This window comes from Nostoc sp. (genome assembly GCF_036917935.1).
Lineage (GTDB): Bacteria > Cyanobacteriota > Cyanobacteriia > Cyanobacteriales > Nostocaceae > Nostoc.
This window is the reverse complement of sequence record NZ_JBALEL010000050.1, coordinates 1-24,477: the sequence shown is the minus strand read 5'-3', so window position 1 is coordinate 24,477 and position 24,477 is coordinate 1. Positions and strand designations below refer to the sequence as shown.

Genomic DNA, 24,477 nt, shown 5'->3' with positions numbered 1-24,477 from the left:
CTATTAAAAATATCAGCAATAAAAAAGCCTTCAACTAAAAGCTGAGGGCTATGATTTAATTAAGGTGCATCTACCATTTATTAATCCGCTTTATTTATTGCCACATCCGGGAATATTAGACTTTTGAGCAAATTTATTTTTTTCACCTATTAAAAATATCAGCAATAAAAAAAAAGCCCTCAGCTTTTAGTTGGGGGCTGTGATTTAATTAAGGTGCATCTACTATTTATATATCCGCCTTAGCTATTGCTGCATCAGGAAGAATTTAAAAAAGAATGGATAGCTGTTGGATTGATTTTTTTATATACAACGGTAATACTAGTGGAGGTTGGCGATAATAACTATATAGTTTTTTAAAAAGCTTACTGTACAAGCAGTATTCCTTCTGCCTCTTTGAAGTTTGATGGTCGAAAGTCTGTCTTCTCCTGTGGTCAAAGCTTTGCGTAGCTTGTTTCTTTGTTCGCGGAGTTAAAAATTTTGGTGTTGCATATTTGCGGAATGATTTGATTATCTTGAGCAAAGATAAAATTTATTTCTACTTCTCTACTTTCACTGAAGTAACAATAACTACCCTAGCTTCCCGGAGGATAGTCTGCGGTATTTAACTAGGTAATCATTGACTAACTTCACAGTAATTTTATAATTATCCCGTATTTTCGCTGGATACAAAAAGTTTCTGTTAATATCTCTGCTCGGATATCCGCAATACTACGAATTTAGTTTATTAGTTGGGTATATGACTATGAAAGTTAGACGCACCCAACTTGATGAAGCGATCGCAATTTTTATTCGCCCTTGGTAGTCTTTGTATTGTCGGGGGAAGCTTTTTTATCAGGACAACTTTTAGCAGCACTAGCAAGCCTAAAATAATAACTGATACATCACGCTATAGAGAAATTCGTAATCAACTATGGTCTGATAATGAGCAAGTAAAACATTTTCCTAATCAGATTCCTACTGATGCTAAAAGCGTTCGCATTGCTTACTCTCCCGAATTTTTGCCAGGAAGTAGTTTTTTTCAAATTAGGCTGAAAGAGCCACCAAACAAGATAGAAAAATTATTTTCACAATACAGAAATAGTGCCAAGCACAAATATATAGGCGGTAACACAAACGACCACATAAATCAACCTAACGGTGTGCCAACAACTTTCTTCTACACCAGTGACTCTCCTACAGAATCTTTTCCAGCTACTTATGAAATACTGGTATTAAATGCAGAAGACAAAGGCAGACCTGGATTCAAGTGGAATCATGGAGATAGCTACGGCGTTGCTATTAATAGTTCCGCCTCAGAAATTATCTATTGGTCTGAAAAATGGTAATTAGCAATTCAAAATGAATTTGAATCGCGATCACAAAAATTTAACTGAAAGACCATTTGATTTCTTTATTTATCAACAGGAAGCCTATTCGAGAGAATTACAATCAAGGTGGGGAAATCGAATTAGACGAAGCCAATGGAAGCAGATATTTTCTAACCTTAAGCACTTGGACTCTAGATTTGTATTTGAGTGGTCTTGCAACGACAGAGAATTACCAGAAAAAATCGACTCGTCTATTCAATATACAGATGAAGAAGATTTAAGAATCTCCCATATCGGTGTATTTGGAAAATTCATCTAGCTTCCAAAAGTCAAGTTTTAGGGAAGGAGAAGTATAAGTTGAGGCTTCCTCCACTTATACTTCAGTACTTTGTACTGCTTTTAGTCTTTTGGGTATATCACTTTGGGTAGTTAAAACTTATAGCCAACATAGCTAAGATTTTAATGGTACTGAAAAACTATCTGAATATGTAGAATGCCAACTGCTTTAATTACTGGTGCTTCTAGTGGTATTGGTAAAGCCTTTGCTCATGAACTAGCTGCACGCAAAACAAATCTTGTACTCGTTGCTCGTTCTGAAGAGAAACTAAGTCAATTAGCTAAACAACTACAAGAACAACACAAAATTCAAGTAGATGTTATAGTCAAAGACCTCACAGAACCTAATGCCGCTGCTGGTGTATTTGATGCCGTAAAAGCCAAGGAATTAACCATTGATTTATTAATCAACAATGCTGGTTTTGGTTACTATGGCGACTTTGCTGAAGGAGATGGAGAAAGACAAATTAAAATCGTACAATTAAACGTTTTAGCATTGGTAGATTTAACCCATAAATTTTTACCCTTGATGCGGCAACGTCGTTCTGGAAGTATTATTAACGTATCCTCAATTACCGCATTTCAACCGATACCATACCTTTCTGTTTATGCTGCCAGTAAAGCTTTTATTCTCAGTTTTAGTGAAGCACTATGGGCAGAAAATTGTCAATATGGTGTCCGTATTTTAGTCACTTGTCCAGGGCCAATAGAAACAAACTTTTTTGCAGAAGCTAATTTTCCTCCAGCGCTGGCAGGCAGTACAGATAAAGTGTATTCTTCCGAAAAAGTGGTTTGGGAATCTTTAGAGGCTTTAGAAAAAGGCTATCCAACTGTTATTAGTTCTGATAGTAGCACTCAAATTAGAAGCAAATTATCTCGGCTAGTACCGCGCAAACTTCTACTGAATATGTTAGCAAAACGCTTTAAAGCCTGAGTCGATATTTAGAAGCCCTTAGCTTTGAGATTTTAGATTTTTCTTTCAATCCAAAATCCCAAAATCAAAATCTAAAATTGCCAGGGTTTGGAGTTAAAGAAAGTGGGGAATTTAATTAAAACTCCTAACTTTTCACTCTTAACTCCTCACTTATTACACATACCTTGTTAATTGAACTCGGTAACGGTCTTTTTTTGTAACGGCGATTTCTCCAACTTCTAAACGCCCTTTAGAGCGAATGGCGATTAAGTCGCCTGATTTGACTTGAGAACTCGCTTGGGTAACTTCCTTCCAATTGACGCGGACATCACCAGCATCGATGAAATCAACCATTTTGCTGCGGGACATACCAAAACCAGCAGATGCGATCGCATCTAATCTTAAAGAAGCCTCCACAGTAGTTAATTCTTTTTTCTTGGGTTCCCGAACCTTTAATTCAGTTACCTCAATCTGCTGAGTTTTCACAGGAACCGATCGCACCTGTTTCAGACTCATTGACAAAAATTCTACCAACTCTGGTGCAACAATCGCCTGTGCCCCTCGTTCTCCCAAAACAATCACATCTCCCGTCTTTTCACGAACAATTCCTGTCCCCAACATTGCGCCTAAAAAGTCGCGGTGAGAGGCGGTATCAAACAGAAAATTACCAGCAATTTCCACAGCTACAAGGCTGACTTGAGATTGATCTAACGGAAGTTCCGAACGAGCGATCGCTATTCTTTGGCGTTCAGCTTGCGGATATCCACCCCACGCCGCCAATTGCACTTCTGTTAATCGGTTAAACACCCGTTGAATTTCCGCCAATTCTGGGGGAGATAGAAAATCTGTTAAAACCACTTCCCAAGTTTTGATCGCTTGCTCTGCTTGGTCGATTACACGAGCTACACTATCTCGATTTTCAACACCTTTTAAAAGTTCTTCTCGTGGCAACATTCTTAAAAATTATGAGTTATGAATTGAGAATGAATCTGCTATAACTGTCTTGATTCTAGCTTTCTAAAGCGATTATTCACGGAGGGATTACAAGGTGAGCAGCACTGCCTGTCCTAAAACCTTTATAACCAAGAAGAAAATCCAATAGTGGAGAATGTGGAGCCGCCATTGGTTAAACTGACGGCTCCAGCATTATCTGAGATAGAAAGCACTTGGTTGGTGGTAGCTAAAAATCGTCGGGTGAATCGGGACTGGGAAGCTTTAATGCAGCGCCATCCAGAAAACACACGTCGTTGTTACGAGGATTTATGTACTGCACCAACCACCAGACAGCCTGGGCATGTTTTCCTTTAAAGGGCAAACCCTACAAGGGGGCATGGGAATATGAGGTAACAAAAGGGGACAGAGTGTTTTACGTTCCTGATAAAGAACAATTGAAAGTCGTTGTCTACTACGCAGGAAAACATCCAAATCCTTCACCCACACCGTAATTCGTGGCAATAAGGAGGAGTGGGCTACAAATAAATCTGTAAACTATGATTTATTCAATACACAGTATTTGTGTCGGCATAACCTTGGATATTTTCTGGATCAAACTGACGTAATATTCGGGTTGCTTGCCGAGTCAGAATTTCAGAACCTTGAACGGCAACTAAATATTTACCTGCATCTAAGCGGTTGCGATAAGGTAAAGCATCACCACCACCTATTAGTAAACCGACTCCGCCACCGACAACCACACCACCCATAGCACCACTAGCAGCACCCAGCAGTCCGCCAACGATGTGATTGCCAACTTCACCCGCCCAGGCAAAAGTATCTAAACCAGTGATCAGGCTGAATGTAAAACCTGCAAAAAAGCCAAATGGTATCAGCCAGGTTGCCATCAGTTTTGCTTGCTTTTTAGCTTGGTCTTTGGGGTCAATTAAGCCAAACTCGTCAGCCGTTTTATACCCCCTCCCCAAAATAGTGCTGTTTATGCCTTCTTTTTCTAAAGCTAAGTAAGCAGCTTCGGCTTGAATGCGGTCTGGTAATACGGCAACAAGGTAATTCATTGATTTTACAATTTGTCTAATAGAAGTTTTGCCTTAATTAACAGCGTATCAGTCCTGGTCGATTCAACCTCGCATGACTAGAAGTCAGATGATTCTTACTTCAAGGAGTCTTGCCTGGATTACTCCAGGATTTGCATCGGAGTTAGGAGGCTCACATCTTGCACCAAACCACTAGAAGTAGTGACTACACAAATGTGGGCAAGTCTTCTGGCAGAGTAGTCCCTCTGTGCGGACTAAGGTCAGATTAAGGGTTTTGAAGCCGCTCTGCATCTATGTTCGGGTAGCCGCGATTTTAATCGTTAGATATAAAATGTGGGCTGATTATTTTAGCAAATCTAGTGGCTCACAAAAATTGTTCACGCCTTGCTTGAGGACATATAGCAAAACTGGCGTTGCCAAAATTTTGGGAAACGTCGGCGTTGTTTTTAGATGTTCGATCATTTTCTGAAGAGAAGTATTAAGCAAATCTTCCCGATATTCTTGTTCGCAAATGACCACACGCCATTTTCTAGCCAAGGCATCTAACCACTCGGAATTTGCTCTTTCTGGTTGTTGTCCTGCTCGGATAGCTAGCGTCATCGCAGCATCTTCTAAATCTCCATCACAGTCTTCAATCAAATCCAGCGCTTCCATATCGCTAGGATCATCTGCCAATTGAGAGCGAAACTGTGCAATTTCTTGAGATGTTACTTTAGTCATGAGTCTTTGACAAGGCAAGCGATCGAACACTCAGTTATGTTAGTCCAAATTTGACTATAGCGCTTCTCGTGTTGAGTTCAATATAGACTTAGGGACTGACAAATAAAAAAACATCCTAAATTCTCTTGTGGGATGGGTGTCCGCACTACGTGCCGCTACGCGAACACCCGTCCTATATTCAGGGCGGGCTTTCCTGCCCACCCCACAAGATGGATAATTTATTTATTGTCAGTCCCTTAACAAAAACTGCCCCTTCCCTACTACCTCTCCCTAACCCTCTTCTAAGAGGAGCGGAAAAAGTTTTGTTGCTGGAAGGGGAGTAAAATGAAAACCTTATTTTTTGTCAAGTTACAAGATGTTTACGATCTACTGAAATTACTGTCATATTTCTTATTGGAAATATTATAGCTTATATTTTACACTTTTTGAGTTGAAAATTGCTGGTTGAGGTAAGTACAACATGCAAGTTACTGCAATAAAATCTATTGTGAAGGACTTTTCCATATCAACTGGTCTATATAGACCAATTAGGAATCTATATCGGTTGTTCAATCAAAATCAGTTAAAAGATCAGTTAGATTATTTTCAACGAGAAGTTTCTTTCTTCTCAAAGCTATTAGATCCTGATAGTCTCTGCTTCGATGTTGGTGCAAACATAGGTAAAAAATCTGAAGCTTTTCTGATAGCAGGTGCAAGAGTTGTGGCATTTGAACCACAGCCCGAATGCATGAGAGAATTGAAAGCTCGATGCAGTCATTATCGCAGTAAGTTTCATCCGGTTCAGAAGGCGGTTGGTGCAGAACCTGGAGAAGCAACATTGTACACTCGCGAACGAAGTGGAATCGCTAGTTTTTATGAGGATTGGATAGGCACTGTAGAAAACAGTATTCAAGTTTCTATCACAACTCTTGATCGTGCAATTGATGAGTTTGGAAAACCAGACTACTGCAAAATTGATGTTGAAGGGTGGGAGCTTGAAGTGTTGAAAGGGCTGACACAACCCATTTCTTTGCTGTCATTTGAATATCATATAACAGAACGCGAAATTAATACCACTGGTGCTTGTATAAATTACCTATCCAATCTTGGAAAGATATTGATTAATGTTGTACCTGCTGAAATGCATTCATTTGTATTTCAAGAATGGTTGCCTCCAGATGAGTTTCTAAAGCGCTTTCCTGAAGATGTGGCAGACCTTGGGAAAGACGGCTACGGTGAAATTTGGGTTCGTAGTTACTAATCACATTTTTTTCGTTTTTTGGTACAAAAGTGATCTACTTGATTGAGATAAAATACGTCTACTTTAAAAACCGTAGTTTTTCCTGATCGGGGTCAAGGTGCGTTATTATAGCGGTTCTCAGTTGAGTGAGATACAAGAACCCCACCCCCAACCCCCTCCCCGCTCTTCGAGACGGGGCTATGACGTACCTCATGTGATTAGGAAACGCTATATCCACAAGCGATCGCTAAAGGATTTCTAAAAAATAACAATTTACAATACTGTCTTTTTGACTAAAAAGCCTCATTTATTCAGTGTATTTACTAAATAAATGAGGCTTTTGCTAGCTTTTTATCAGAAACGCTACTGGACTCTGTGATGCCCTGATAGCAGGTTGAAAGTGCATTCAAAAGACAACAGCAGTCAAAAGTATTGATTCAGTTGAGTTTCAGCTAATTAGCGTAATGCTCTGAGGGTAACAGACCGTTGTAACTGAGCTAAAGCGCGGTTGTAATCCAAAATTGCTGTGACTCGATTACCTTCAGCTCTTGTCAGGTCGTTTTCAGAGTTAATGACATCAGTTTGAGTACCTACACCAGCTTGGAATCGCAAACGCGCTAAACGTAGAGCTTCCCTAGCTTGTTCTAGAGCGGTATTAGCGGTTTGAACATTTTCCAAACTAGATTGCTGGGTAGAATAGGCTTGTTCTACCTGAAAGCGAATTTGGTTGCGCTGTTCAGCAAATTGAGTTTCTGCGATCGCAATATTAGTTTTTGACTGATCTGCCCTTGCTCTTGCTGCTCCCCCATCATACAAATTTAGGGTTGCCCTAACTCCGAATGAATAACCATCAGTAACGCTAACACCATCATTGAACTGGTCTAGCAGGTCGTAGCTGGCGACCAAACTAACTTGAGGCCCCAGTTCTGCAAGAGCTTGCCGACGCTGTTGATCGCTGATATTACGTTGTGCTAACTGCTGTTGCAGTTCTGGACGATTTTGAAAAGCCAACACAATACTTTGTTCTAGCGTTGGGTTCCAAAGACCAGCTAATTGTACAGGGTCAGCGGCACTGATATTTACCCCTTGCGCCAAATTTATCCGAGTTGCTAATTGACGACGGGAAATTGCTTGCTGGGATCTAGCATTAGTCAAATCTTGTTGGGCATTTGCTAAATTCACCTGCGATCGCAACACATCAAATCGCGTACCAACTCCAGCTCGCTCTAAAGCTTCTGCATCACGCAAACTAGCCTCGGAGTTCTGCACAGCCGACTGAGCAATCCGTACTTGTTCATCCGCTTGTTGCAAATTGTAGTAGTCAGTGGCAACATTCAGACGGATTGTCTCAGACTGAGTTTCTACAGCCAACTCATTGAAACGTACCTGTTCTTCAGCCGCTTTGATGCTAGCTTGCACTCTCCCAGAAGTATAAACGTTATATAAAAGTTGTGCTTGACCAGTAAAAGATGTACTGGGTTGATCTTGGTTAGAGAGTAACCCATTTCGCCCGCTTAATTCGTCCGTCAACTGACTGTTAGGAGACTGACTACGAGTCAGATCCGTGCTAATTCCCAGAGTGGGCAATAAAGCAGCTTGCGCCTCGCGTAGAGCCGCTTTATTGCGTTCTAGCTCCAATAAGGACACCTGTAGATCGTGATTGTTACGCCGTGCTAGCTCCAGAGCCTGCGCCAAAGTAATCGGCTGATTTTCCTGAAGTTTCACTTCCTCCGGTTTGGTGGGAAATTGCAGGGGATTTGAGCTAGGAGCCAGGTTCTCTGGAATTGACACCGGCCCTGATGGCACAGGAGTTACGCTTCTCGGTACAGTGGCAGGTTGCACCGGCCCTGATGGCACAGGAGTTACGCTTCTCGGTACAGTGGCAGGTTGCACCGAACCCTCTGGCGCAGGAGTTACGCTTCTCGGTACAGTGGCAGGTTGCACCGAACCCTCTGGCGCAGTGAGAGTTGGCGTCGAATCTGTCGGAATCGCGGTATTACTCTGAGCTACGCGGCCAATAGCATTTTGTTGTAAGCAGGTGCTTGAGGTTAGAAGCAAATCTTTGCTTTTTCCTAACTCCTGTGGACACCTCTGCGCTGACAACAGTTTTGCTGCTCCTGCACCTGTGGCTGAAGTTTGTAAAAATGTTTGTAACTGAGTAACACGATTTATCTTTTGAACCACTGGCTGCTGTGCAGAAGACAGGGACAAAATTTCTTTTTGGACAGAAGGGGTTTTTGAAGTGTAGTTGGGAACTACTACGTTCTTTAATTTCTGCCCATTCGGGTCTGAATTACTCTGTTTTTGGTTATTTGGAGCAGAACGGCTAATATCAAGCTGTTGGGAAGGATTAGAGGTAGGTTTCAAACTGAAAAATCTACCTTTATCTTTCTTAAGTAGTTGTTTTATTGGCACAACAGTATTTTCAGCCGTAAATACTGGAATACTGTTATTACTTAAAGGCTTCACACTAAGTTTAGTAAAACCAAAAGCAGGTACTAGGGTTGGAACACTAACATTTGCACTGTTAGGTAGTTGCGTATTCATGGTGTCCACAACCAAGTCTTGACCATAAGTAGAAGTCAAAACACTCGGAGAAGACGCCAGTTGTACCCCAGTTAGTTTTGCAGTACCAGCCCAAGCAGTCCCAGTTGTTAAGACCGCTGCCGTTACACCAGGTAAGAAGCTATAAAATAATTGCTGTCCTTTCACCGCATCCCTCACACGAAAATCAATCTAGCGGCAGAAAACCTTTCTTCACCACAGAATATAGCACGATACTAAACTTAGGAAAGAATATACTACGATACTAAATTTAGGGTTCGGAACTCTGTTTGTCTTCAAAACGTCTAACAATGCGAGAAAGTTCCGCCTTTTCATCGATACTAACGCGAGTAGGAGCACCGCTGATAATCCGTTCGTAGTTTCGGAAAGAATCTTTGATATCAGGCCCGTCAGCAGTAATATTATACTCACGAATGCCCTTATCATGCCAAGACCCGCGCATTTTAAATACGTTAATTGCCCGCGACATTTCGCCGCGAATTTCTACGTACTGTAACATTATAATTGTATCGGTAATCGTGGAAATATGAGAGTCAGTAATCGAATGCGCTCCCAGAAATTGGTCGGTTGTGTTGGTAAAGAAACCAGTAATTTCTTCTTGTTTAGCATAACCTGTCACACCAATTACAAACTGCCGAAATGCATTATTTGTAACTCCTCTAGCTAGTGCTGATAGGGAATCAATGGCAATCCGAGCAGGTTTGAAGATAGCAATTTCTGATTTAATAATTTGTAAGTGGTCTTCTAAACCAGTTGATTCAGGATAGGTACAGATTATTTTAAGTAAACCTTGATCTTCTAATTCTTCAAAATCAATTCCCCAAGATGAAGCATTACGAGATAGTTGGGCGCGTGATTCTTCATAAGCAAATAATATCGCCTGTTCTCCATTCAGGCAGCTATCTTGAATAAATTTACTTACTAACAACGTTTTGCCAGTACCTGTAGCTCCTGTTGCCAAAATAATTGAATCTTTAAAAAAACCACCACCGCACATTTCATCTAAGGTTTTGACACCAGAAGATACTCTAACATTAGAAGAACGTTGAGTTAAGCGCATTGCTCCCAGTGGGAAGATGTTAACTCCTTCATTAGTAATCGTGAAGGGATACTCGCCTTTCATGTGAGTTGTGCCCCGCAACTTGAGAATTTCAATTGTGCGGCGGCGGCGTTCTCCTTCTAAAGCGTTGCGAACAATTACTACATTATCGGAAACAAATTCTTCGACTCCGAAAGAGGCAACAGGGCCATATTCTTCACTGCGTTCAGTGGTAATTACAGTGGTGACACTCAGTAATTTGAGACGTGCTACCAGGCGAAAAATTTCGCGTCGCACTACTCCCATCGCTTCATACTGCTGAAATACCGCTGTTATTGAGTCGATTGAAACTCGTTTAGCTTTGTATTTGCGGATGGCATATTGCAAGCGTTCAATCAGTGCAGACAGGTCAAAATTTCCAACGATATCTTGACCTTCAGGATCGGGAGATGCATCAAGAATAAACAACTTGCCTTCTTCGATTAATCGGGGCAAGTTCCAACCAAAAATATGGGCATTTTTAATAATATCACTGGGTGATTCTTCAAAGGTAACAAATACTCCTGCTTCATCAAAGTAGGTGATACCGTTATAGAGAAACTGAAGAGAGAATAAGGTTTTGCCTGTGCCGGATGTGCCACTGAGCAAGGTAGTTCTACCAATTGGGAAACCACCATGACTAATATCGTCAAACCCCTCGATCATCGTCCGAATTTTTTCTACACCTCTAATTATCGGTGGTTGTTTTGGTTCTACTGGCTCGTTTTGACTCATTGCTTGATAACAAAGGGGTATTAAAACCTGTTTTTTTATTACTAAAGTTTGTACTCAATTTTTTATGATTAAAATTTTAATCTTCAAAATCTTCTTCACTCAGTTCTTCATAGAGCAAATCCAATCCAATCAATACTCTTTCTCTATCTGAAAGATCCCCAATAATTCTGCGAACGGGTGGGGGCAAAATTTTAGCTAATGTTGGCGTTGCCAATATTTTATCTTCTTCCGCTAGTTGCGGACTTTTCAATACATCGATTACTTTTAAAGCATAAACACCTTCAAACTCCTGCTCTAAAATATCTTTGAGTGTTTTTAATGCCCGGACTGAATTCGGGGTGTTCCCTGCTACGTAAAGCTTGAGAACGTAGGTTTTTCTGGCTTTAATCATATCTTAATAACTAGTCATGAGCAGAAAAATACAAGATGCGATCGCGCATTGCGACTAACCAACAGCAGCAGCTTGTTCCTAGTGGAACAGACATCGATAAACTTAATTTATTTAGAAATCGAACTTCTATAGAGTTCACACAGGTGAGCCAGGATATCTATCAATGTTAGGCGGTAATCAAGTAACGTTTCATTGCTCCTTCCTTCTAATTTTAGCTGGTGAGAAAATTCTTCAATTACGTCCATGTGAATTTCGATTATTTGCGGCACAGGAATATTAGCATAAAATATACTATTGATAAATTTATCAATTTTATCTTTGAGTGTTTGGTCTGTGGTAAAATATTCTATAAGAATCAGGCTATAATCTAATTTAAGTTGTTTTAATAATCCTTGTCTTTGTGCTGGAGTCATCTCCTGAAAATGCTGTTGGCTTTTTTGCATCTGACTGGCAAATACATAGACGTACTTGCTAGTGTATGTCTTACTTGGATTTACTTGCAGCCAATTTGGTGAGTAGTTGATTTTTCCAGAGGTAGTTGCAGTAATAGGTAGGTAGCAAAATTGGGCAATAATTGCCTCAATCAATTTCCACACCCACGTACTCAAACCTTTTTGTTTGGCTAAGTCAACTGGATTATTTAAGCATTTGTTAACATCAGATTGCAGAATCAATATCGGTAATAACATCTATTCTTGAATATATCTCCTCGATCGCCCTGACCAAGAAACGCGGGCTGATAAATTTTGCTAACGCTTCTAGGGGAATACTGGGTGTGCATCTATATAGTGCTAGGCACTCAACAATCTCGCGCCGCAACTAAGTGGTAGAACTTAGTTGGTCTTTGATGATCAGGTATCCGTCGGCATAGCAAGACACGGTAGCTAATTTATTATTTACATATCTATGTATATAAATAGATATATTTTTTTATTTTGCTCCTTGATAAGATACTTAAACGAACTTAAAGGATTGTCGCATTCCAAATCATTATAATTCCTCAAGGTTCTAAAGCGAATCTTTGGGGCCATAATTGTTTTAGCCGTCGCTATAGATGAGGAGTTTAAATACCAGTAAGACACTGGGGAGGCTAGTTGCTAGAAAAGAGAAACGTCGCCTCTTGGAAAAATGCACTCGTTCGCAAGCAAGTGTCCGTTAGGGTAAATCCCGTTGTTTTAATGGCGTTGAAATAACCAGAGTTGCTTATATGAGTCTTCTTAGAGGATATGACTTCAGGCGAAAAGACCATCAACTGGCAGATGGAAATGCCGGAGGGTTCCACAGGAAGAATGACCCCCAAATCCCTATGTTAATGCTAGATTACCCGCTTTATGACTTTCAGGCAACCGTACCTAGCTGCCCCCAAACAAGTTCTCTGGCAGTGGTGTTGGAGATTTTTGAGCAGGAGCAGTGCGATCGCTTGGTAGTAGTGAATCAACAGCAATGCCCGATCGGATTGCTGTATTCTGCCCGTTTAATCCCAAAATTATTAGCATATAGTGACGATAAAAATCTAAATTTACACCAATCACTCTCTACCTGGGGTCAAGGTTTAATTGAGCCAATACAGACAATATCAGCTTCTGAGCGTCTAGAGCAATTAAGCTTGCGCTGGTGCGATCCACAAGTCGAAAAACACCAAAACTTAGATTGGGCGCTGATTGACTCTGATGGTCGATATTTGGGACTGTTGGATAGTTCACGCCTGTTGCGATCGCTGGCTAAGGAACGCATGGCTGGGTTACAAAGTTCAGGCATTGAGAAGTCGTTTGCTAGTGTGCAGACGCCAAATGAACCCAAGTCATCGGGACACCAGCCACTAGTACACTTGCTGGAAAGACTGCCTTGGCCTTTAATGTTGCAAACGGGTACTGGCGAGGTGGTGGCACGAAATCCCGCCTGGTGGCAGCAATTAGGAACCTTAAAAGATCCAGAAGGAGTTAGGCAACAGGTGGAGGCAATACTTGTTCCTAACCGCTCCGAAATAGCAGAATATGTTACCCAACGAGCAATCAAGGTTCATCCCAATCAGGATGGTGGTGAAGAAGAACTGACTCAGCAAGAAGCATCTGAAGATCTTGGATACAGCCGATGCTATTTAGATAGTCAGGTGGGTACTTGTACCTGCGTTGTTGAAGTAGAAAATGGTCAGGAGCGAATCTGGCAATTTGCCAAAATTCCCTTAGATAGTCCTGAGTTTAAAGTCATGAGTGCTGAAGAGGAGGTTGCACTCAGCACTGATTTGTGGATAGTTTTAGCTACTGATGTCACTGAACAGCAGCAGCTTTGTAAAGAACTAGCAGCAAAAAATGCCGATTTAATTCAACTAAATCGGTTGAAGGACGAATTTTTAGCTTGTATTAGTCATGAACTCAAAACTCCCCTAACTGCCGTTTTAGGATTATCGCGGTTGCTTGTGGATCAGCAGTTGGGAGAACTCAACGAGCGTCAAGCCCGTTATGCGGGACTGATTCATCAAAGTGGACGCCACCTGATGAGTGTGGTTAATGACATTTTAGATTTGACCCGCATGGAGACGGGGCAAATGGATTTGACGCTGACTCTGGTGAAAATTCAGGCTGTGTGCGATCGCGCCCTATTGGAGGCCCAAGCTATCCACACTCAAACTACCAAAGCTACATCTGCCTCGCCACCTCCAAATGCCCGTTCATCTGCTCCCCAATTCTGCCTTTCCATTGAACTAGGCTTAGACCAGATGGTGGCAGATGAGTTACGCTTACGCCAGATGCTAGTACACCTACTTTCCAACGCCTTTAAATTCACCGAAATATCTGGCGAAATTGGGCTGCGGGTGAGTCGTTGGGAAGGATGGATTGCCTTTACAATTTGGGATACAGGCATTGGCATTCCTGAACACCAGCAACACTTAATCTTTCAAAAATTCCAACAATTAGAAAATCCCCTTACCCGCCAATTTGAAGGCACTGGTTTGGGGCTGGTATTAACTCGCGCCTTGGCTCGTCTCCACGGAGGAGATGTCAGCTTCTTATCGCGTGAAGGTAAAGGTAGCCAATTTACACTACTTCTGCCGCCCAGTCCCCCGAAAACAGGCTTTTCGGAACCAGATATGGAAATCGGAGAAGACAAAGAGACACGATACCAACAGACACGGGAAAAGCCTTCAGCAGCTCGTCAGCATGTTAGTACGCCCGCACAGCATCATCCCGCGAGTTCGCAACGGTTGGTCTTGGTAGTCGAGGCAGTAGCCCGATATATTGAAGACTTGACCGAACAACTCAAAGGTTTAGGATATCGGGTAGTGATTGCGCGATCGGGCACAGAAGCAGTCGAAAAAGCTCGGCGCTTGCAACCAATAGTGATATTTTTGAATCCGTTGCTACCCCTGCTATCCGGCTGGGATGTGCTGACTTTACTGAAATCTGACACCGCAACCCGTCATATACCTGTAATTGTGACCGCGACGGGGGCCGAAAAGGAGCAAGCATTTGCTAACCGAGCCGATGGTTTCTTAAGCTTGCCAGTAGAGCATCAGGTTTTAGCGCCAGTTCTCGAAAAATTATGTACTGCACAAGCAGTTCCGCAGCTAGGGTTAAACAATAGTGCAATTATCGCAACTAAAACCCCACTGCGAATTCTCAGGTTAGTGAATCCCCAGTTGGAATCGGTCAATCCCCACCCCTCACTTCGAGAACACCGGGTGATTGAAGTAGATGACCTAGATCAGGCAGAACTTTTGGCGCGGGTATGGCAGTTTGATGTCATTTTGCTAGATGTCGAAAGTACCACCGCTCAAATTTATCTGCAACAACTAATTGGACACCCACGTTTGGCGGCTATACCACTGGTTACTTGCGATGTCGCAACTACCCTAATAGCTTCTAAAATACCAGAGCTATCTGTATTTCCCTACTTAACACCATTTGCTAAAGATAACAGCAGTCGCACCGAGAAAACAGATGCCTTACTATCAGTACTGGAAATTGCTTCTGGTATTTGCTGTCCTCCTAACATCTTGGTAGTGGATTTGACCATGCTGCGTGATTTTCCGCAGGTAAGACGCAAGCAGGTGAAGGGTTATCGGACTGAAAAAAATTGCTCAATTAGTAGTGAAACTGCTGAACGGGGATCTGAGTGGTTCCAAGCTTTAATTCAGTACCTCCAAACAGCAGGCTTCAAAGCGGCGATGAGTCCTTGTTGGGCAGAAGTGTTGCAACAAATTCGCCACGAAAGCGTTGACTTACTACTAATTTGTTTAGGAGAAACCTCTATCCACAAAGATGTCCTCAAAGCACTGAAAACATTGGGGAATTCACCTTTAAAGTTACCACCAATTTTGGTACTAAATCAGCGATCAAATCGCCCAGAAACTAGTTTTCAGTCTGGGGTAGCTTATCAGGAAATTGACAAGCAGAACAAGAATGGTTTGGAATCGGTAGAAACTGTTGTTGGTGCGATCGCTACCCAAATATTACCGCGATCGATATCAATGGAAGACCTCTTAAACCAGATCAATCAAGCTCTAGCTGTCAATGGTTACAATCACAAATGTTAATCGGGTCATTAGTCATTGGTCATTAGTTATTCTCAAAGGACAAATGACTAATGACAATTTATGATATGTCTATTTTTTGATTTTTCTTTTTCTTAAAAGGAACTCGAACCAAGTTATAAGCCCCCTTGGTCGATAAACTCTTGTAATCATCTGGCTGTAAGTCCATTTGCAAAAACTTTTTCTGTTCAGCCAACAGCAGCAGTGAGGGAGGTTGTAGTCCCTTAGCAGCCTGGTTTTGAATATGCTGTAAAGCCTCTTGGGGAAATTTTAAGTAATTTACGTGAATGTGGCTGTAAAATACTACACTAGGCTTTTTGAAGCCAAGCATGATCAATTCTTCATTTGGTTGTTTTGCTTCTAGGATGACCGCAGACAATTCCCTTAAGGGTAATTGACGTTCTCGATCAATAAAGAACGAAGCAGGCGTTAAGACAAAAATTATAAACGCCACAAACCCGATTAAATTAATACTGATAATGTAGTTCCAGCGGCGACTCAATAATAAACCCGCAACCAAAACAGCACATACCAGCCAAATTATACCCGCGATTACTGGTATACCGGATTGTTGAATTAGTTCGTGAAAGTTACTTATCGCTGGATCAGTACCTAATATCTGGGTGATGTTAAGCAGTGCTGTTGCCAAAAATGATAAAAACACTACATTCACCCAACCACTCCAGACGAGTGAGGGGGAGATAGGAGGTGTGGGAGAGGGGGAAACAGAAATTGTTTGCTGTGTTTCCGTATCTGGGAAAAGGTCGCTCCATAGCAGGGCTACCAGGATTGCTGCTGCTGGCATTAAAGGCAATACGTAGCTAGGGAGTTTGGTGACGGCAATGCTAAAAAAGCCAAAGACGCTAGCAAACCAGAACCAGGCAAATAAACCAAATTGCTGAAAACGTTCAAGCGATCGCCAATGCGATCGCTGCCAAAACTTTAGTCTGACTATCGAGGCTGGTAAATACACGGAGTAAGGTGCAAAACCCAGCAGCACGACTAAAAAGTAAAAATACCAAGGTGCTGAGTGACCATTAACTACTTCTGTAAAGCGTTCCAGGTTGTGATAACCAAAAAAGGAGTTAATGTAATTCCAGCCATTGCGCGAAATTACTAAAGCATACCAGGGCACTGACAAACCGAGAATTATCAGTATACCTACGAATAGGCGCATTTCCCGCAACACCTCTCGCACTTTACCGACGTAAAGCAAAAAGGCGGCAACAATTAGCCCCGGCAAGACAATTCCCACTGGACCTTTGGTCAAAATTGCACCAGCAATCAGCACATAAAAAGCTAAGTACCACTTATTAGGGAATAGGGCATGGGGCATTGGGGAAGGTGGGGCCCCCTCTGGGGATAAGGGGTAATGGGCATTGGTGATTAATTCTGCTCCCCTGCTCCCTTCCTTCCCTGCATACCCTAGAAAGAAACATAATAAAGCTGATGCCATGCATCCGGTGAGCAGCATATCAGAGACACCCGTTCTCGCCCAAATAATAGTTTCGGGATTGAGTGCCATGAGCGCTGCTGCTGTAAAAGATATTAAGTAGCGGCGAGTAGGACGTGAAACTTTTTCTAATTCGTCTTGTTTAGCCAAATACCACTGGATGGTGTAAAAAGCTAAACAAACTAAAAAGAATGCTGCGATCGCAGAAGGAAGGCGTACTGCCCACTCATTCACTCCAATAATGTAATATGCGATCGCTTGACACCAGTAAATTAAAGCAGGTTTATCGAAACGAGTCTCACCATCGAAAAATGGGGTTATCCAATCACCTGTGACTAACATCTGGCGGGAAGCTTCGGCAAACAGCGGTTCTGTCTCATCAATCAAACCAGTGTTGCCCAAATTCCACCCAAAAGCCACCCAGCAAACCACCATCAACCACAAAATGGACACAGTTACACTCAGGGCTGGATTTTTTGCTATTTTGTTGAACCACTGATCAACAGTGCGCTTAAGACTCAATTTCATTCTCATTTAGTCAATAGTCAACAATCACTAATCAATAGTCGTTGGTTATCTATCTTTTGTTCTTCGGAGTTGTCAATTCAACAATTTTCCTCTACTCATTACTCAACACTTTACCAACTGTAGGGTAAGCATGTAAAAACAAAGGTTTGAGCCAACGGTAAACAATGCCCACTCTCCAAAAATTGCTTCCGTACTCAACACTCACCACTGATCACTGGCTCAACCCTAGCTGTCGCCTAACAGCACTATAGCGGTTATCAGTTGAGTGAGGTACAAGAACCCCACCCCCAACCCCCTCCCCGCAAGCGATGAGGGGGCTATGATGTACTTCATTTGATTAGGAAAAGCTATATTTATTGACTCAGCACTAGTTGCCATTCTCTGTTTTGGGAATTCCACTTAGGTAATTGAGTTTCGCCAACAACATAAGGGCCCCAGTAACGACGGGAACCATCTTGTGCAAAAGCAACTAAAATATCTCCCTTCTCCAGTTTTAAATTATTCTGAGGTAGGGATAGAATCAGTCCTTTCTCACTACCTTCTTGGGGAGCAAAATCCCAATGTGCCGGTACATCATAGTGAGTCTGTTTAGTACCAGAGCCTTTTGCTACCGACTGTCGTGCCAGTAGAGCCAAGCGCACAGGCTGATTTGTTTGATTGCTGATTCGCAAAGTCCCTTGATTTTTAGCTTTGGTAGCTGATTTATCACGATCTGCTAAGACAGGATAAGTATTCTCTTTACTGCTATCTTTTACTTGATTGGTTGGGGTAGTTGCTGGAGTAGATAGATTAGCGGAAATACCTTTTTCAGGTAAAACAGAAGTTGTCTGCAACTCTTGAGTTTCTGTTGGCAGTTGTGAAGATGTATCTGGGTTTGTGGACTCAAAGGATACACTAATTCCAAGGCATCCCACCAAAGCAACAAGCAGTCCCAAGCAAGAAGCTGTAACACCGACGTTACGATACACTGAGGATTTCATATTGATAGTTATTAGAAATAAATATTTTGTTTAGGCTTGACCAAATAGTAGTCTATTATCCCAAAAGGCAATCATAAAAAATAGCCTGATATAGACTTTCCTAAAATTAGGGACACGAATGTATTATAAATATCATTTCGATTAGAAAACCTTTGGAGGAAATAATTTATTTGATGTTTGACAAATAAGGGGTATAGACATCCATAACTTCGGATATAGGACTAGTATTTGATTTTTGAAATGCACGTAGTGGACTGTCTAGGTTTTAATAGTGCATTAGACGTAGACGTAGGTTGGGTGGAGGCTTTGCGTAACCCAACATATCTCAGGATGTTGGGTTGCGCTCCGCTCCACCCAACCTACAATTTTTTGCTAAAATTAGGGACACGAATGTATTATAAATATCATTTTGATTAGAAAACCTTTGGAGGAAATAATTTCTTTGATGTTTGACAAATAAGGGGTATAGACATTCATAACTTCGGATATTGACCGTAAGTATGGATAAAAAAAGATAATTTGATACCTATCCAACCAATTCATTTGGATGAAAAAATAAAAGTTTCCTGAAACCGCTAGCGGCCTCAACAAGGAATCCTTTGCCAAACCTCAGATAAATCTAAGTGATATATTTTATCTTCTGCTATGAAAAGCTACCTTAAGAGGATGTTTGGAAAGTGCCTAGTGATATAGCAAGTGCTTAGAGATCCTCCTTACTAAATCTACGCTAGTCCCTTCTCCTGTTGGGAGACGCTACGGGTAGCTTACTTCCCTATATGGATACAAGTTAGGAAACCCGGTTAACGGACTAGCTTCCTTTAAAAAGGGGAATTTTGAATCATTTCCCCATTTATTCAGGCTTGCTTGTGGGGATCAAACTAAATATTTATAGTTTCCAGACATCCTCTAAGAAACTGTACTTCTCTGAAGATGATAGAATGTGCAAATTTGAATAAACACTGGAAGCCCAGTAGATATCTACAATCTTAACAAACAAGCTGATGCTAAAACCAATATCCTCCTTAATTAATATAGATATATTTTAAGAAATCTTGACTTTTACCCAGAAGTCCCTTCGATGCAAAACACTCGTCTCAACAACTTGTTCGATGCCATTGCTACACGCTTGGGGCAATGGTTTTTAAATCCTTGGCGGCGGCTATCGTTGCTGATAATTAGTTTTTTGTTCGGTTTTTTTCTGGGAAACGCAGTTTCCACGACAGCCGGTCAACGGGCAGAATTAGACATTGTGGTAGCTGGTTTTTTGGTACTCTTGACGGAGATTACCAGCCGGATATTTTATAGTCGCAGCTTTTTGGATAGGCGATCGCTCTTGGTAGACTCACTAAACCTCTTGAAAGTTGGTTTCACCTACAGCCTGTTTCTCGAAGCCTTTAAGCTGGGATCGTAGTGAGATGGGGAATTTAGATGAATTTGTGGCTGGGTGAAATTTTGGCAACGGATACGGTGGGGGAAAGTTGGCAGCAGCAAGCAATCGAATCAGCGCTGGCAGATCGGTTAAGGGCTAAAGCTTTTGGGATCACGCCGGAAAATGTTGAGGAAGTAATAAAAGAGCGATCGCATTTACTAAAATCTGTCCTCCCAGCTTTTAGTCAATTCTGCCAAACTACCCTCCAAATCGAACCCAAGGAAATGCTACAAGTTTTGTGGGACTTGTGGCTGCCTTTGGCGATCAAACTCGCGTCGCACCGTCAACAGTTAGAACGCCCTCTGATTCAGGGAATATTGGGAGGACAAGGCACCGGTAAAACCACAATGTGCAAAATTCTCAGCTTGATTCTCAATCAGTTGAGATATCGGACTGTGAGTTTATCTTTAGATGACCTATATAAAACTTACAGCGATCGCTTACTTTTAACACAGCAAGATCCCCGCTTGATTTGGCGTGGCCCACCAGGAACCCACGATATAGATTTAGGTTTAAATGTACTAGATCAAATTCGCCAGTCACAAAGTCCAGTGATGCTTCCTCGCTTTGATAAATCTGCTTTTGGAGGTGCTGGCGATCGCACTACTTCAGAAATAATCACAGGTGTAGATATTGTACTATTTGAAGGTTGGTTTGTGGGTGTACGACCAATCAACCCAAATCTATTTGATACTGCACCGCCGCCAATTCTCACAGATGCAGATAGAGCATTTGCCCGCGATATGAATCTTCGCCTCCACGATTATCTACCACTGTGGGAGCGATTAGACAGCTTAATTGTGCTGTATCCCACCGATTACCGCTGTTCTTTGGAGTGGCGCAAACAGGCGGAACAGCAGATGATTGCTGCGGGGAAGTCGGGAATGAGCAATGCAGAGATAGAGCAATTTGTCAATTATTTTTGGCGATCGCTTCACCCGGAATTATTCATCAAGCCGTTGGTAATAGATGCAACAGCGATTGATTTAGTTATTGAGATTCATGCTGATCATAGCTTTGGCAATACGGTTCGGATAAGACTTGATCCCCCCAACCCCCCTTTTTAAGGGGGGCTAAGAATAGCTCTATTTCCCCCTTTTTAAGGGGGACTAAGAATAGCTCTATTTCCCCCTTTTTAAGGGGGGCTAAGAATAGCTCTATTTCCCCCTTTTTAAGGGGGACTAAGGGGGATCTTTAAGGACTATGCACCTTAACCGAACCGTATTGATAGCTTTGGCACAATAACATAAAAACTCAATCTTTCTCTCTGCGCCTCTGCGTGAATAAATCATCGCTCACTATGGTTTTGACCCAGATTTAGAAGCGTTACTAAATAACCAAGACAAAAGATTTGCAACTGTAGCAGCCCCAAAAGAGAATAGCGCAATAATTGCATCACGAGGTAAAACGCCATCTAACCAGCTACCCTGTATTTGAGAAACTGGAAAATTCTGATCTAGACCAATTTGAATCTCTTTAGTTTTCCCAGAAAAACGGGCTTCTATCCCTTTTTTAGGGACAATTTGAAAATGGCGTATCAGTTGAATATTTAGAGGAGTATCAGGATTTTCTCCCATGAGAAACTGATTTTTCTTAATCTCCTGTTCCTGTCCCACCATGCGGATTTTACCTTCCACAATAGTAGAAATTTTTAAATCGTCTCTGGCATCTTTGCCATTTCTATCTAAATTTAGAAATTTCACATCTTTGGTTTCTATCTTTTCTCTAAACCATTGTTCTGATTCATATATGGGAGGTTTGGCTAGGGTAATATTAATATTGGCATTTGGCGCGATTTCTAAGTTAAGTTTTTTATTATTTGGATTGACAATAAACTCTAGCGGTGTTTCTTTATCTGGTTGATTTGGTAATTTTAAATCTAGTAATTCATAATCTTCTACTATAACTTTGATTGGTTGTTCACCTAAATATAGGTCTAATGTATTTTGGTTGCTTTTTAAGTCTAATTTAGAGTTAGATTGCAGAGAAAAAGCCAACTGATTGCGATAAAAGTCATAACTTAGTCCAGCTACTTTTGTATTTGGTTGCAGCCGGAGTTCATCTAGATTTATTTCACTTGTTGTTTGGAGATTAGCCGGGGCAATAATCCATCTACTTTCGCTGTCTTGAAGCTGAATTTTTAAGGAGTCTAACTGATTAAGTTCTGGCCAAGTTTCACTTTCAAATTTGCCTGTAAAAGTTAGAGTTTGTCTACCTTCATTTTCTAATTTTTTAATGCCGCGAATATCTTGAAGAAAGAGTTTAGCTTGCTGACCATTATAGATAAAGCTCATTTCTTGTGAAATGATATTACCTTCAAAGGTATGAGTCGCAGGTACAATGGCGGCAAAGGTGACGATAGTCAAAAAGAAAAGTAACAGCAACACCAACAATGAATTTTGATGATTTGAAATAGTTCGTAGTAAACGCCTTAGCACTGAAGCACTAATTACAAACCCAGCAATTAGATATCTTTTCAGAGAATTCAACCATTGGCGAATTTTGATGAAGTCGGGAAAATTTTGTTTGGCTTTTTGCCGAGATGCCATGATTTATTTCAACCAATTTGGGTTATGTTCAAATACAACTCGCCTTTCGATGCGATCGCTAGGTTGATCTCTTCGGTCAATAAAAGCGACATAATGCAATTCATAGCGCCCTGCTGGGGCATTACCATCCCAGCTAAAAATAGTTTCACCCTTTTTCGAGTTAGGGCGGGAAGTGCTATAGATTGCTGGTTGATCTTTGGAGAGGATTTCAAAGGTGGTAAATCTTACTCGGTCTTGGGAATAAAAGACAAATTCATACTTACCCGAAGTTTGCCCCAGAATGACTGGAACATACACAGGCTGGGAACCAAGGTCGTAGTATGCCACAGCGCGAAGGCTGTTAGCTGGGATTTTTGCTTGTCTGAGAACGTAAGTATCCCAGCTAAAGCTGAAACGCGAACCATTATTAGACAATAACAAGTCATCCATTTGATAGTGATAATTGTCTCCCAAAGATTTCACTATTACTTGAGGATTTTCACCACCACTGATGCGGGGAATTTGCACCGTCAGGGTTTTGGCAAAACTGGTTAGGTTACGGGTAGCAATAGAAATCAAGCTCAAGCTATTGCCGCTTAATTGTTCTTCTTTGATGCCTTCGCAGCGATTGGGTGGTTTGCGCTGGATATAATCGATAGATTTGGGGTCCCCTTTTAGGCAAGAAGCAGCAGCAGGAAGATGGCTGACGCTGAGGATTAATAGGCTGGCAAGAATAATTTTATAATTCATGGCTTGTTTAAAGTAATGCTCCAGGTAAGCAGTTGTTTTTGAATCTCAGACATGGGATAAGCGAAATCTCGGTCTTCACCTTTTTTTCGGGCAAAGACGATACCTAAAAGTTGATTTTGCGAGTCAATTACAGGACTGCCAGAATAACCAGGTTTGAGTGCAGCTTGAGATATTTCTAATCGCTGGTTTTGATAGCTGATTTGTCCTGATTGCATAGACCAAGATTTATCCTCTCCCCTTTGAGCAGAATGACCGATAATCCGAATGGGCATTTTCGGGGCGATCGCAGTTGAAGAGATAGATAAAGGCTGGATATCTTCTGGCAGCTTACCGCTAATTTCCAAAACGGCTAAATCGAGTTGTTCGTCTGTGGAAGTCATTTTGAACAACTTGGCATCTCGCCGCATTCGGACGCGGTTTGATGGTGGTGAACTGAAAAATTCAACTTGAATATTTTTACCCTGGTCATAGCCATCAAAAATGACATGACGATTAGTGAGAATTAATGTTCGGTTGCCTTCTCCCTTAATTACTACACCAGTGCCAATCTCAATTCCCTGGCGATCGCGGCTAGAAAACTCGGCAGTGATGCGTACCACAGAACGCTTAACGGGTACGGTTGGATCATCTTTAGGCAACCATTGGCGATCGTCTTCTACGCCCTTAGCTTGGGTATCGTCTTTCGTTTTCCATAACTGTCTTGCTTCTATATTGTTGTTGCTGGCATACACATAATTAGGGTCAATCTCTTCTGCTTTGTCAAACTGTTCAATGGCTTCTTTTAGTTTCCCTTGCTGTTGGAACACTAAACCCAAACCATTGTGAGCTAAAGTATAGTCGCTGGCTGGTGGGCCAGGGGTATCTGGTAATGTTAAGGCTTTTTGGTAGGCGGCGATCGCTGCATCTAATTTCTTCTGGTCACTCAGGGCATTGCCGAGATTGTAGTAAGCAGTAGCTAAGTTGGGGTTGAGTTGAATTGCTTTTTGGTAGGCGGCTACTGCTGCATCTAATTTCTTCTGCTCTCTC

Annotated in this window: 20 protein-coding genes; 8 read left to right on the top strand and 12 right to left on the bottom strand. The window is 41.7% G+C overall.

Going from position 1 to position 24,477, the window contains the following annotated elements:
• Nucleotides 1-767: 767 nt before the first annotated feature.
• The 3 genes from V7K62_RS20845 to V7K62_RS20835 all read left to right on the top strand — a co-directional run bounded on the left by V7K62_RS20845 (nt 768) and on the right by V7K62_RS20835 (nt 2,577).
• On the top strand, nt 768-1,325 hold the full coding sequence (locus tag V7K62_RS20845) for a hypothetical protein (RefSeq protein ID WP_334867378.1): 558 nt from the start codon (nt 768-770) through the stop codon (nt 1,323-1,325).
• A gap of 13 nt (nt 1,326-1,338) precedes the next feature.
• Nucleotides 1,339-1,626, top strand: coding sequence for a hypothetical protein (locus V7K62_RS20840; RefSeq protein ID WP_334867376.1), 288 nt, complete (start codon nt 1,339-1,341; stop codon nt 1,624-1,626).
• 174 nt (nt 1,627-1,800) lie between these two features.
• Nucleotides 1,801-2,577, top strand: a complete 777-nt coding sequence (locus V7K62_RS20835; protein WP_334867374.1) for an SDR family NAD(P)-dependent oxidoreductase — start codon at nt 1,801-1,803, stop codon at nt 2,575-2,577.
• 153 nt (nt 2,578-2,730) lie between these two features.
• On the opposite strand, the gene V7K62_RS20830 is transcribed toward V7K62_RS20835, so the two are convergent.
• Nucleotides 2,731-3,510, bottom strand: a complete 780-nt coding sequence (locus V7K62_RS20830) for a photosystem II S4 domain protein (RefSeq protein WP_334867372.1) — start codon at nt 3,508-3,510, stop codon at nt 2,731-2,733.
• Nucleotides 3,511-3,657: 147 nt separating this feature from the next.
• Between V7K62_RS20830 and V7K62_RS20825 the strand changes: the two genes are divergently transcribed.
• A complete protein-coding gene (locus tag V7K62_RS20825; RefSeq protein ID WP_334867370.1) occupies nt 3,658-3,864 on the top strand; it encodes a hypothetical protein in 207 nt (68 codons plus the stop codon).
• Between the two features lie 191 nt (nt 3,865-4,055).
• On the opposite strand, the gene V7K62_RS20820 is transcribed toward V7K62_RS20825, so the two are convergent.
• Together V7K62_RS20820 and V7K62_RS20815 are read right to left on the bottom strand one after the other, a co-directional pair.
• The gene (locus tag V7K62_RS20820; protein WP_334867368.1) at nt 4,056-4,565 is read right to left on the bottom strand and encodes a hypothetical protein; all 510 of its coding nucleotides are present in this window, start codon (nt 4,563-4,565) and stop codon (nt 4,056-4,058) included.
• Between the two features lie 321 nt (nt 4,566-4,886).
• Nucleotides 4,887-5,264 (bottom strand): hypothetical protein, encoded by a 378-nt coding sequence (locus V7K62_RS20815; RefSeq protein WP_334867366.1) that lies wholly within the window; start codon nt 5,262-5,264, stop codon nt 4,887-4,889.
• Nucleotides 5,265-5,724: 460 nt separating this feature from the next.
• Between V7K62_RS20815 and V7K62_RS20810 the strand changes: the two genes are divergently transcribed.
• Nucleotides 5,725-6,504 carry an FkbM family methyltransferase gene (locus V7K62_RS20810; protein ID WP_334867364.1) on the top strand — a complete coding sequence of 260 codons (780 nt, stop codon included), beginning with the start codon at nt 5,725-5,727 and terminating at the stop codon, nt 6,502-6,504.
• A gap of 435 nt (nt 6,505-6,939) precedes the next feature.
• On the opposite strand, the gene V7K62_RS20805 is transcribed toward V7K62_RS20810, so the two are convergent.
• The 4 genes from V7K62_RS20805 to V7K62_RS20790 form a co-directional block, all read right to left on the bottom strand.
• Nucleotides 6,940-9,195, bottom strand: coding sequence for a TolC family protein (locus V7K62_RS20805; protein WP_334867362.1), 2,256 nt, complete (start codon nt 9,193-9,195; stop codon nt 6,940-6,942).
• Between the two features lie 103 nt (nt 9,196-9,298).
• A complete protein-coding gene (gene kaiC, locus V7K62_RS20800; protein ID WP_334867360.1) occupies nt 9,299-10,861 on the bottom strand; it encodes a circadian clock protein KaiC in 1,563 nt (520 codons plus the stop codon).
• 76 nt (nt 10,862-10,937) lie between these two features.
• Nucleotides 10,938-11,252 carry a circadian clock protein KaiB gene (kaiB, locus tag V7K62_RS20795; protein ID WP_334867358.1) on the bottom strand — a complete coding sequence of 105 codons (315 nt, stop codon included), beginning with the start codon at nt 11,250-11,252 and terminating at the stop codon, nt 10,938-10,940.
• A gap of 107 nt (nt 11,253-11,359) precedes the next feature.
• Nucleotides 11,360-11,941 carry a KaiA family protein gene (locus V7K62_RS20790; protein WP_334867356.1) on the bottom strand — a complete coding sequence of 194 codons (582 nt, stop codon included), beginning with the start codon at nt 11,939-11,941 and terminating at the stop codon, nt 11,360-11,362.
• 617 nt (nt 11,942-12,558) lie between these two features.
• Between V7K62_RS20790 and V7K62_RS20785 the strand changes: the two genes are divergently transcribed.
• A complete protein-coding gene (locus tag V7K62_RS20785) occupies nt 12,559-15,786 on the top strand; it encodes an ATP-binding protein (RefSeq protein ID WP_334867380.1) in 3,228 nt (1,075 codons plus the stop codon).
• 58 nt (nt 15,787-15,844) lie between these two features.
• Here V7K62_RS20785 and V7K62_RS20780 read toward each other — a convergent pair whose 3' ends face one another.
• Nucleotides 15,845-17,770 (bottom strand): ArnT family glycosyltransferase, encoded by a 1,926-nt coding sequence (locus V7K62_RS20780; protein WP_334867354.1) that lies wholly within the window; start codon nt 17,768-17,770, stop codon nt 15,845-15,847.
• 347 nt (nt 17,771-18,117) lie between these two features.
• Nucleotides 18,118-18,744, bottom strand: coding sequence for a hypothetical protein (locus V7K62_RS20775; RefSeq protein WP_334867352.1), 627 nt, complete (start codon nt 18,742-18,744; stop codon nt 18,118-18,120).
• Nucleotides 18,745-19,822: 1,078 nt separating this feature from the next.
• On the opposite strand from V7K62_RS20775, the gene V7K62_RS20770 reads away from it, so the two are divergent.
• Together V7K62_RS20770 and V7K62_RS20765 are read left to right on the top strand one after the other, a co-directional pair.
• Complete coding sequence (locus V7K62_RS20770) at nt 19,823-20,155, top strand: DUF565 domain-containing protein (RefSeq protein ID WP_334867350.1); 333 nt, start codon at nt 19,823-19,825, stop codon at nt 20,153-20,155.
• Between the two features lie 17 nt (nt 20,156-20,172).
• A complete protein-coding gene (locus tag V7K62_RS20765) occupies nt 20,173-21,240 on the top strand; it encodes a glycerate kinase (protein WP_334867348.1) in 1,068 nt (355 codons plus the stop codon).
• Between the two features lie 231 nt (nt 21,241-21,471).
• Here the strand turns inward: V7K62_RS20765 and V7K62_RS20760 are convergent, their stop codons facing one another.
• From V7K62_RS20760 to V7K62_RS20750, 3 genes are all read right to left on the bottom strand, one after another.
• The gene (locus V7K62_RS20760; protein ID WP_334867346.1) at nt 21,472-22,722 is read right to left on the bottom strand and encodes a hypothetical protein; all 1,251 of its coding nucleotides are present in this window, start codon (nt 22,720-22,722) and stop codon (nt 21,472-21,474) included.
• 3 nt (nt 22,723-22,725) lie between these two features.
• The gene (locus V7K62_RS20755) at nt 22,726-23,451 is read right to left on the bottom strand and encodes a hypothetical protein (protein WP_334867344.1); all 726 of its coding nucleotides are present in this window, start codon (nt 23,449-23,451) and stop codon (nt 22,726-22,728) included.
• Nucleotides 23,448-24,477, bottom strand: a 1,030-nt coding sequence (locus V7K62_RS20750; RefSeq protein WP_334867341.1) for a tetratricopeptide repeat protein, incomplete at its 5' end; no start/stop codon positions are given. The genes V7K62_RS20750 and V7K62_RS20755, both read right to left, overlap by 4 nt.

Bases quoted from the DNA above. Each gene is read 5' to 3' on its own strand.
- V7K62_RS20780 (WP_334867354.1), bottom strand. From the start codon at position 17,770: ATGAGAATGAAATTGAGTCTTAAGCGCACTGTTGATCAGTGGTTCAAC.
- V7K62_RS20835 (WP_334867374.1), top strand. From the start codon at position 1,801: ATGCCAACTGCTTTAATTACTGGTGCTTCTAGTGGTATTGGTAAAGCC.
- V7K62_RS20830 (WP_334867372.1), bottom strand. From the start codon at position 3,510: ATGTTGCCACGAGAAGAACTTTTAAAAGGTGTTGAAAATCGAGATAGT.
- V7K62_RS20820 (WP_334867368.1), bottom strand. From the start codon at position 4,565: ATGAATTACCTTGTTGCCGTATTACCAGACCGCATTCAAGCCGAAGCT.
- V7K62_RS20790 (WP_334867356.1), bottom strand. From the start codon at position 11,941: ATGTTATTACCGATATTGATTCTGCAATCTGATGTTAACAAATGCTTA.
- V7K62_RS20815 (WP_334867366.1), bottom strand. From the start codon at position 5,264: ATGACTAAAGTAACATCTCAAGAAATTGCACAGTTTCGCTCTCAATTG.
- V7K62_RS20775 (WP_334867352.1), bottom strand. From the start codon at position 18,744: ATGAAATCCTCAGTGTATCGTAACGTCGGTGTTACAGCTTCTTGCTTG.
- kaiC (WP_334867360.1), bottom strand. From the start codon at position 10,861: ATGAGTCAAAACGAGCCAGTAGAACCAAAACAACCACCGATAATTAGA.
- V7K62_RS20785 (WP_334867380.1), top strand. From the start codon at position 12,559: ATGTTAATGCTAGATTACCCGCTTTATGACTTTCAGGCAACCGTACCT.
- V7K62_RS20760 (WP_334867346.1), bottom strand. From the start codon at position 22,722: ATGGCATCTCGGCAAAAAGCCAAACAAAATTTTCCCGACTTCATCAAA.
- V7K62_RS20770 (WP_334867350.1), top strand. From the start codon at position 19,823: ATGCAAAACACTCGTCTCAACAACTTGTTCGATGCCATTGCTACACGC.
- V7K62_RS20765 (WP_334867348.1), top strand. From the start codon at position 20,173: ATGAATTTGTGGCTGGGTGAAATTTTGGCAACGGATACGGTGGGGGAA.
- V7K62_RS20755 (WP_334867344.1), bottom strand. From the start codon at position 23,451: ATGAATTATAAAATTATTCTTGCCAGCCTATTAATCCTCAGCGTCAGC.
- V7K62_RS20845 (WP_334867378.1), top strand. From the start codon at position 768: ATGAAGCGATCGCAATTTTTATTCGCCCTTGGTAGTCTTTGTATTGTC.
- V7K62_RS20810 (WP_334867364.1), top strand. From the start codon at position 5,725: ATGCAAGTTACTGCAATAAAATCTATTGTGAAGGACTTTTCCATATCA.
- kaiB (WP_334867358.1), bottom strand. From the start codon at position 11,252: ATGATTAAAGCCAGAAAAACCTACGTTCTCAAGCTTTACGTAGCAGGG.
- V7K62_RS20840 (WP_334867376.1), top strand. From the start codon at position 1,339: ATGAATTTGAATCGCGATCACAAAAATTTAACTGAAAGACCATTTGAT.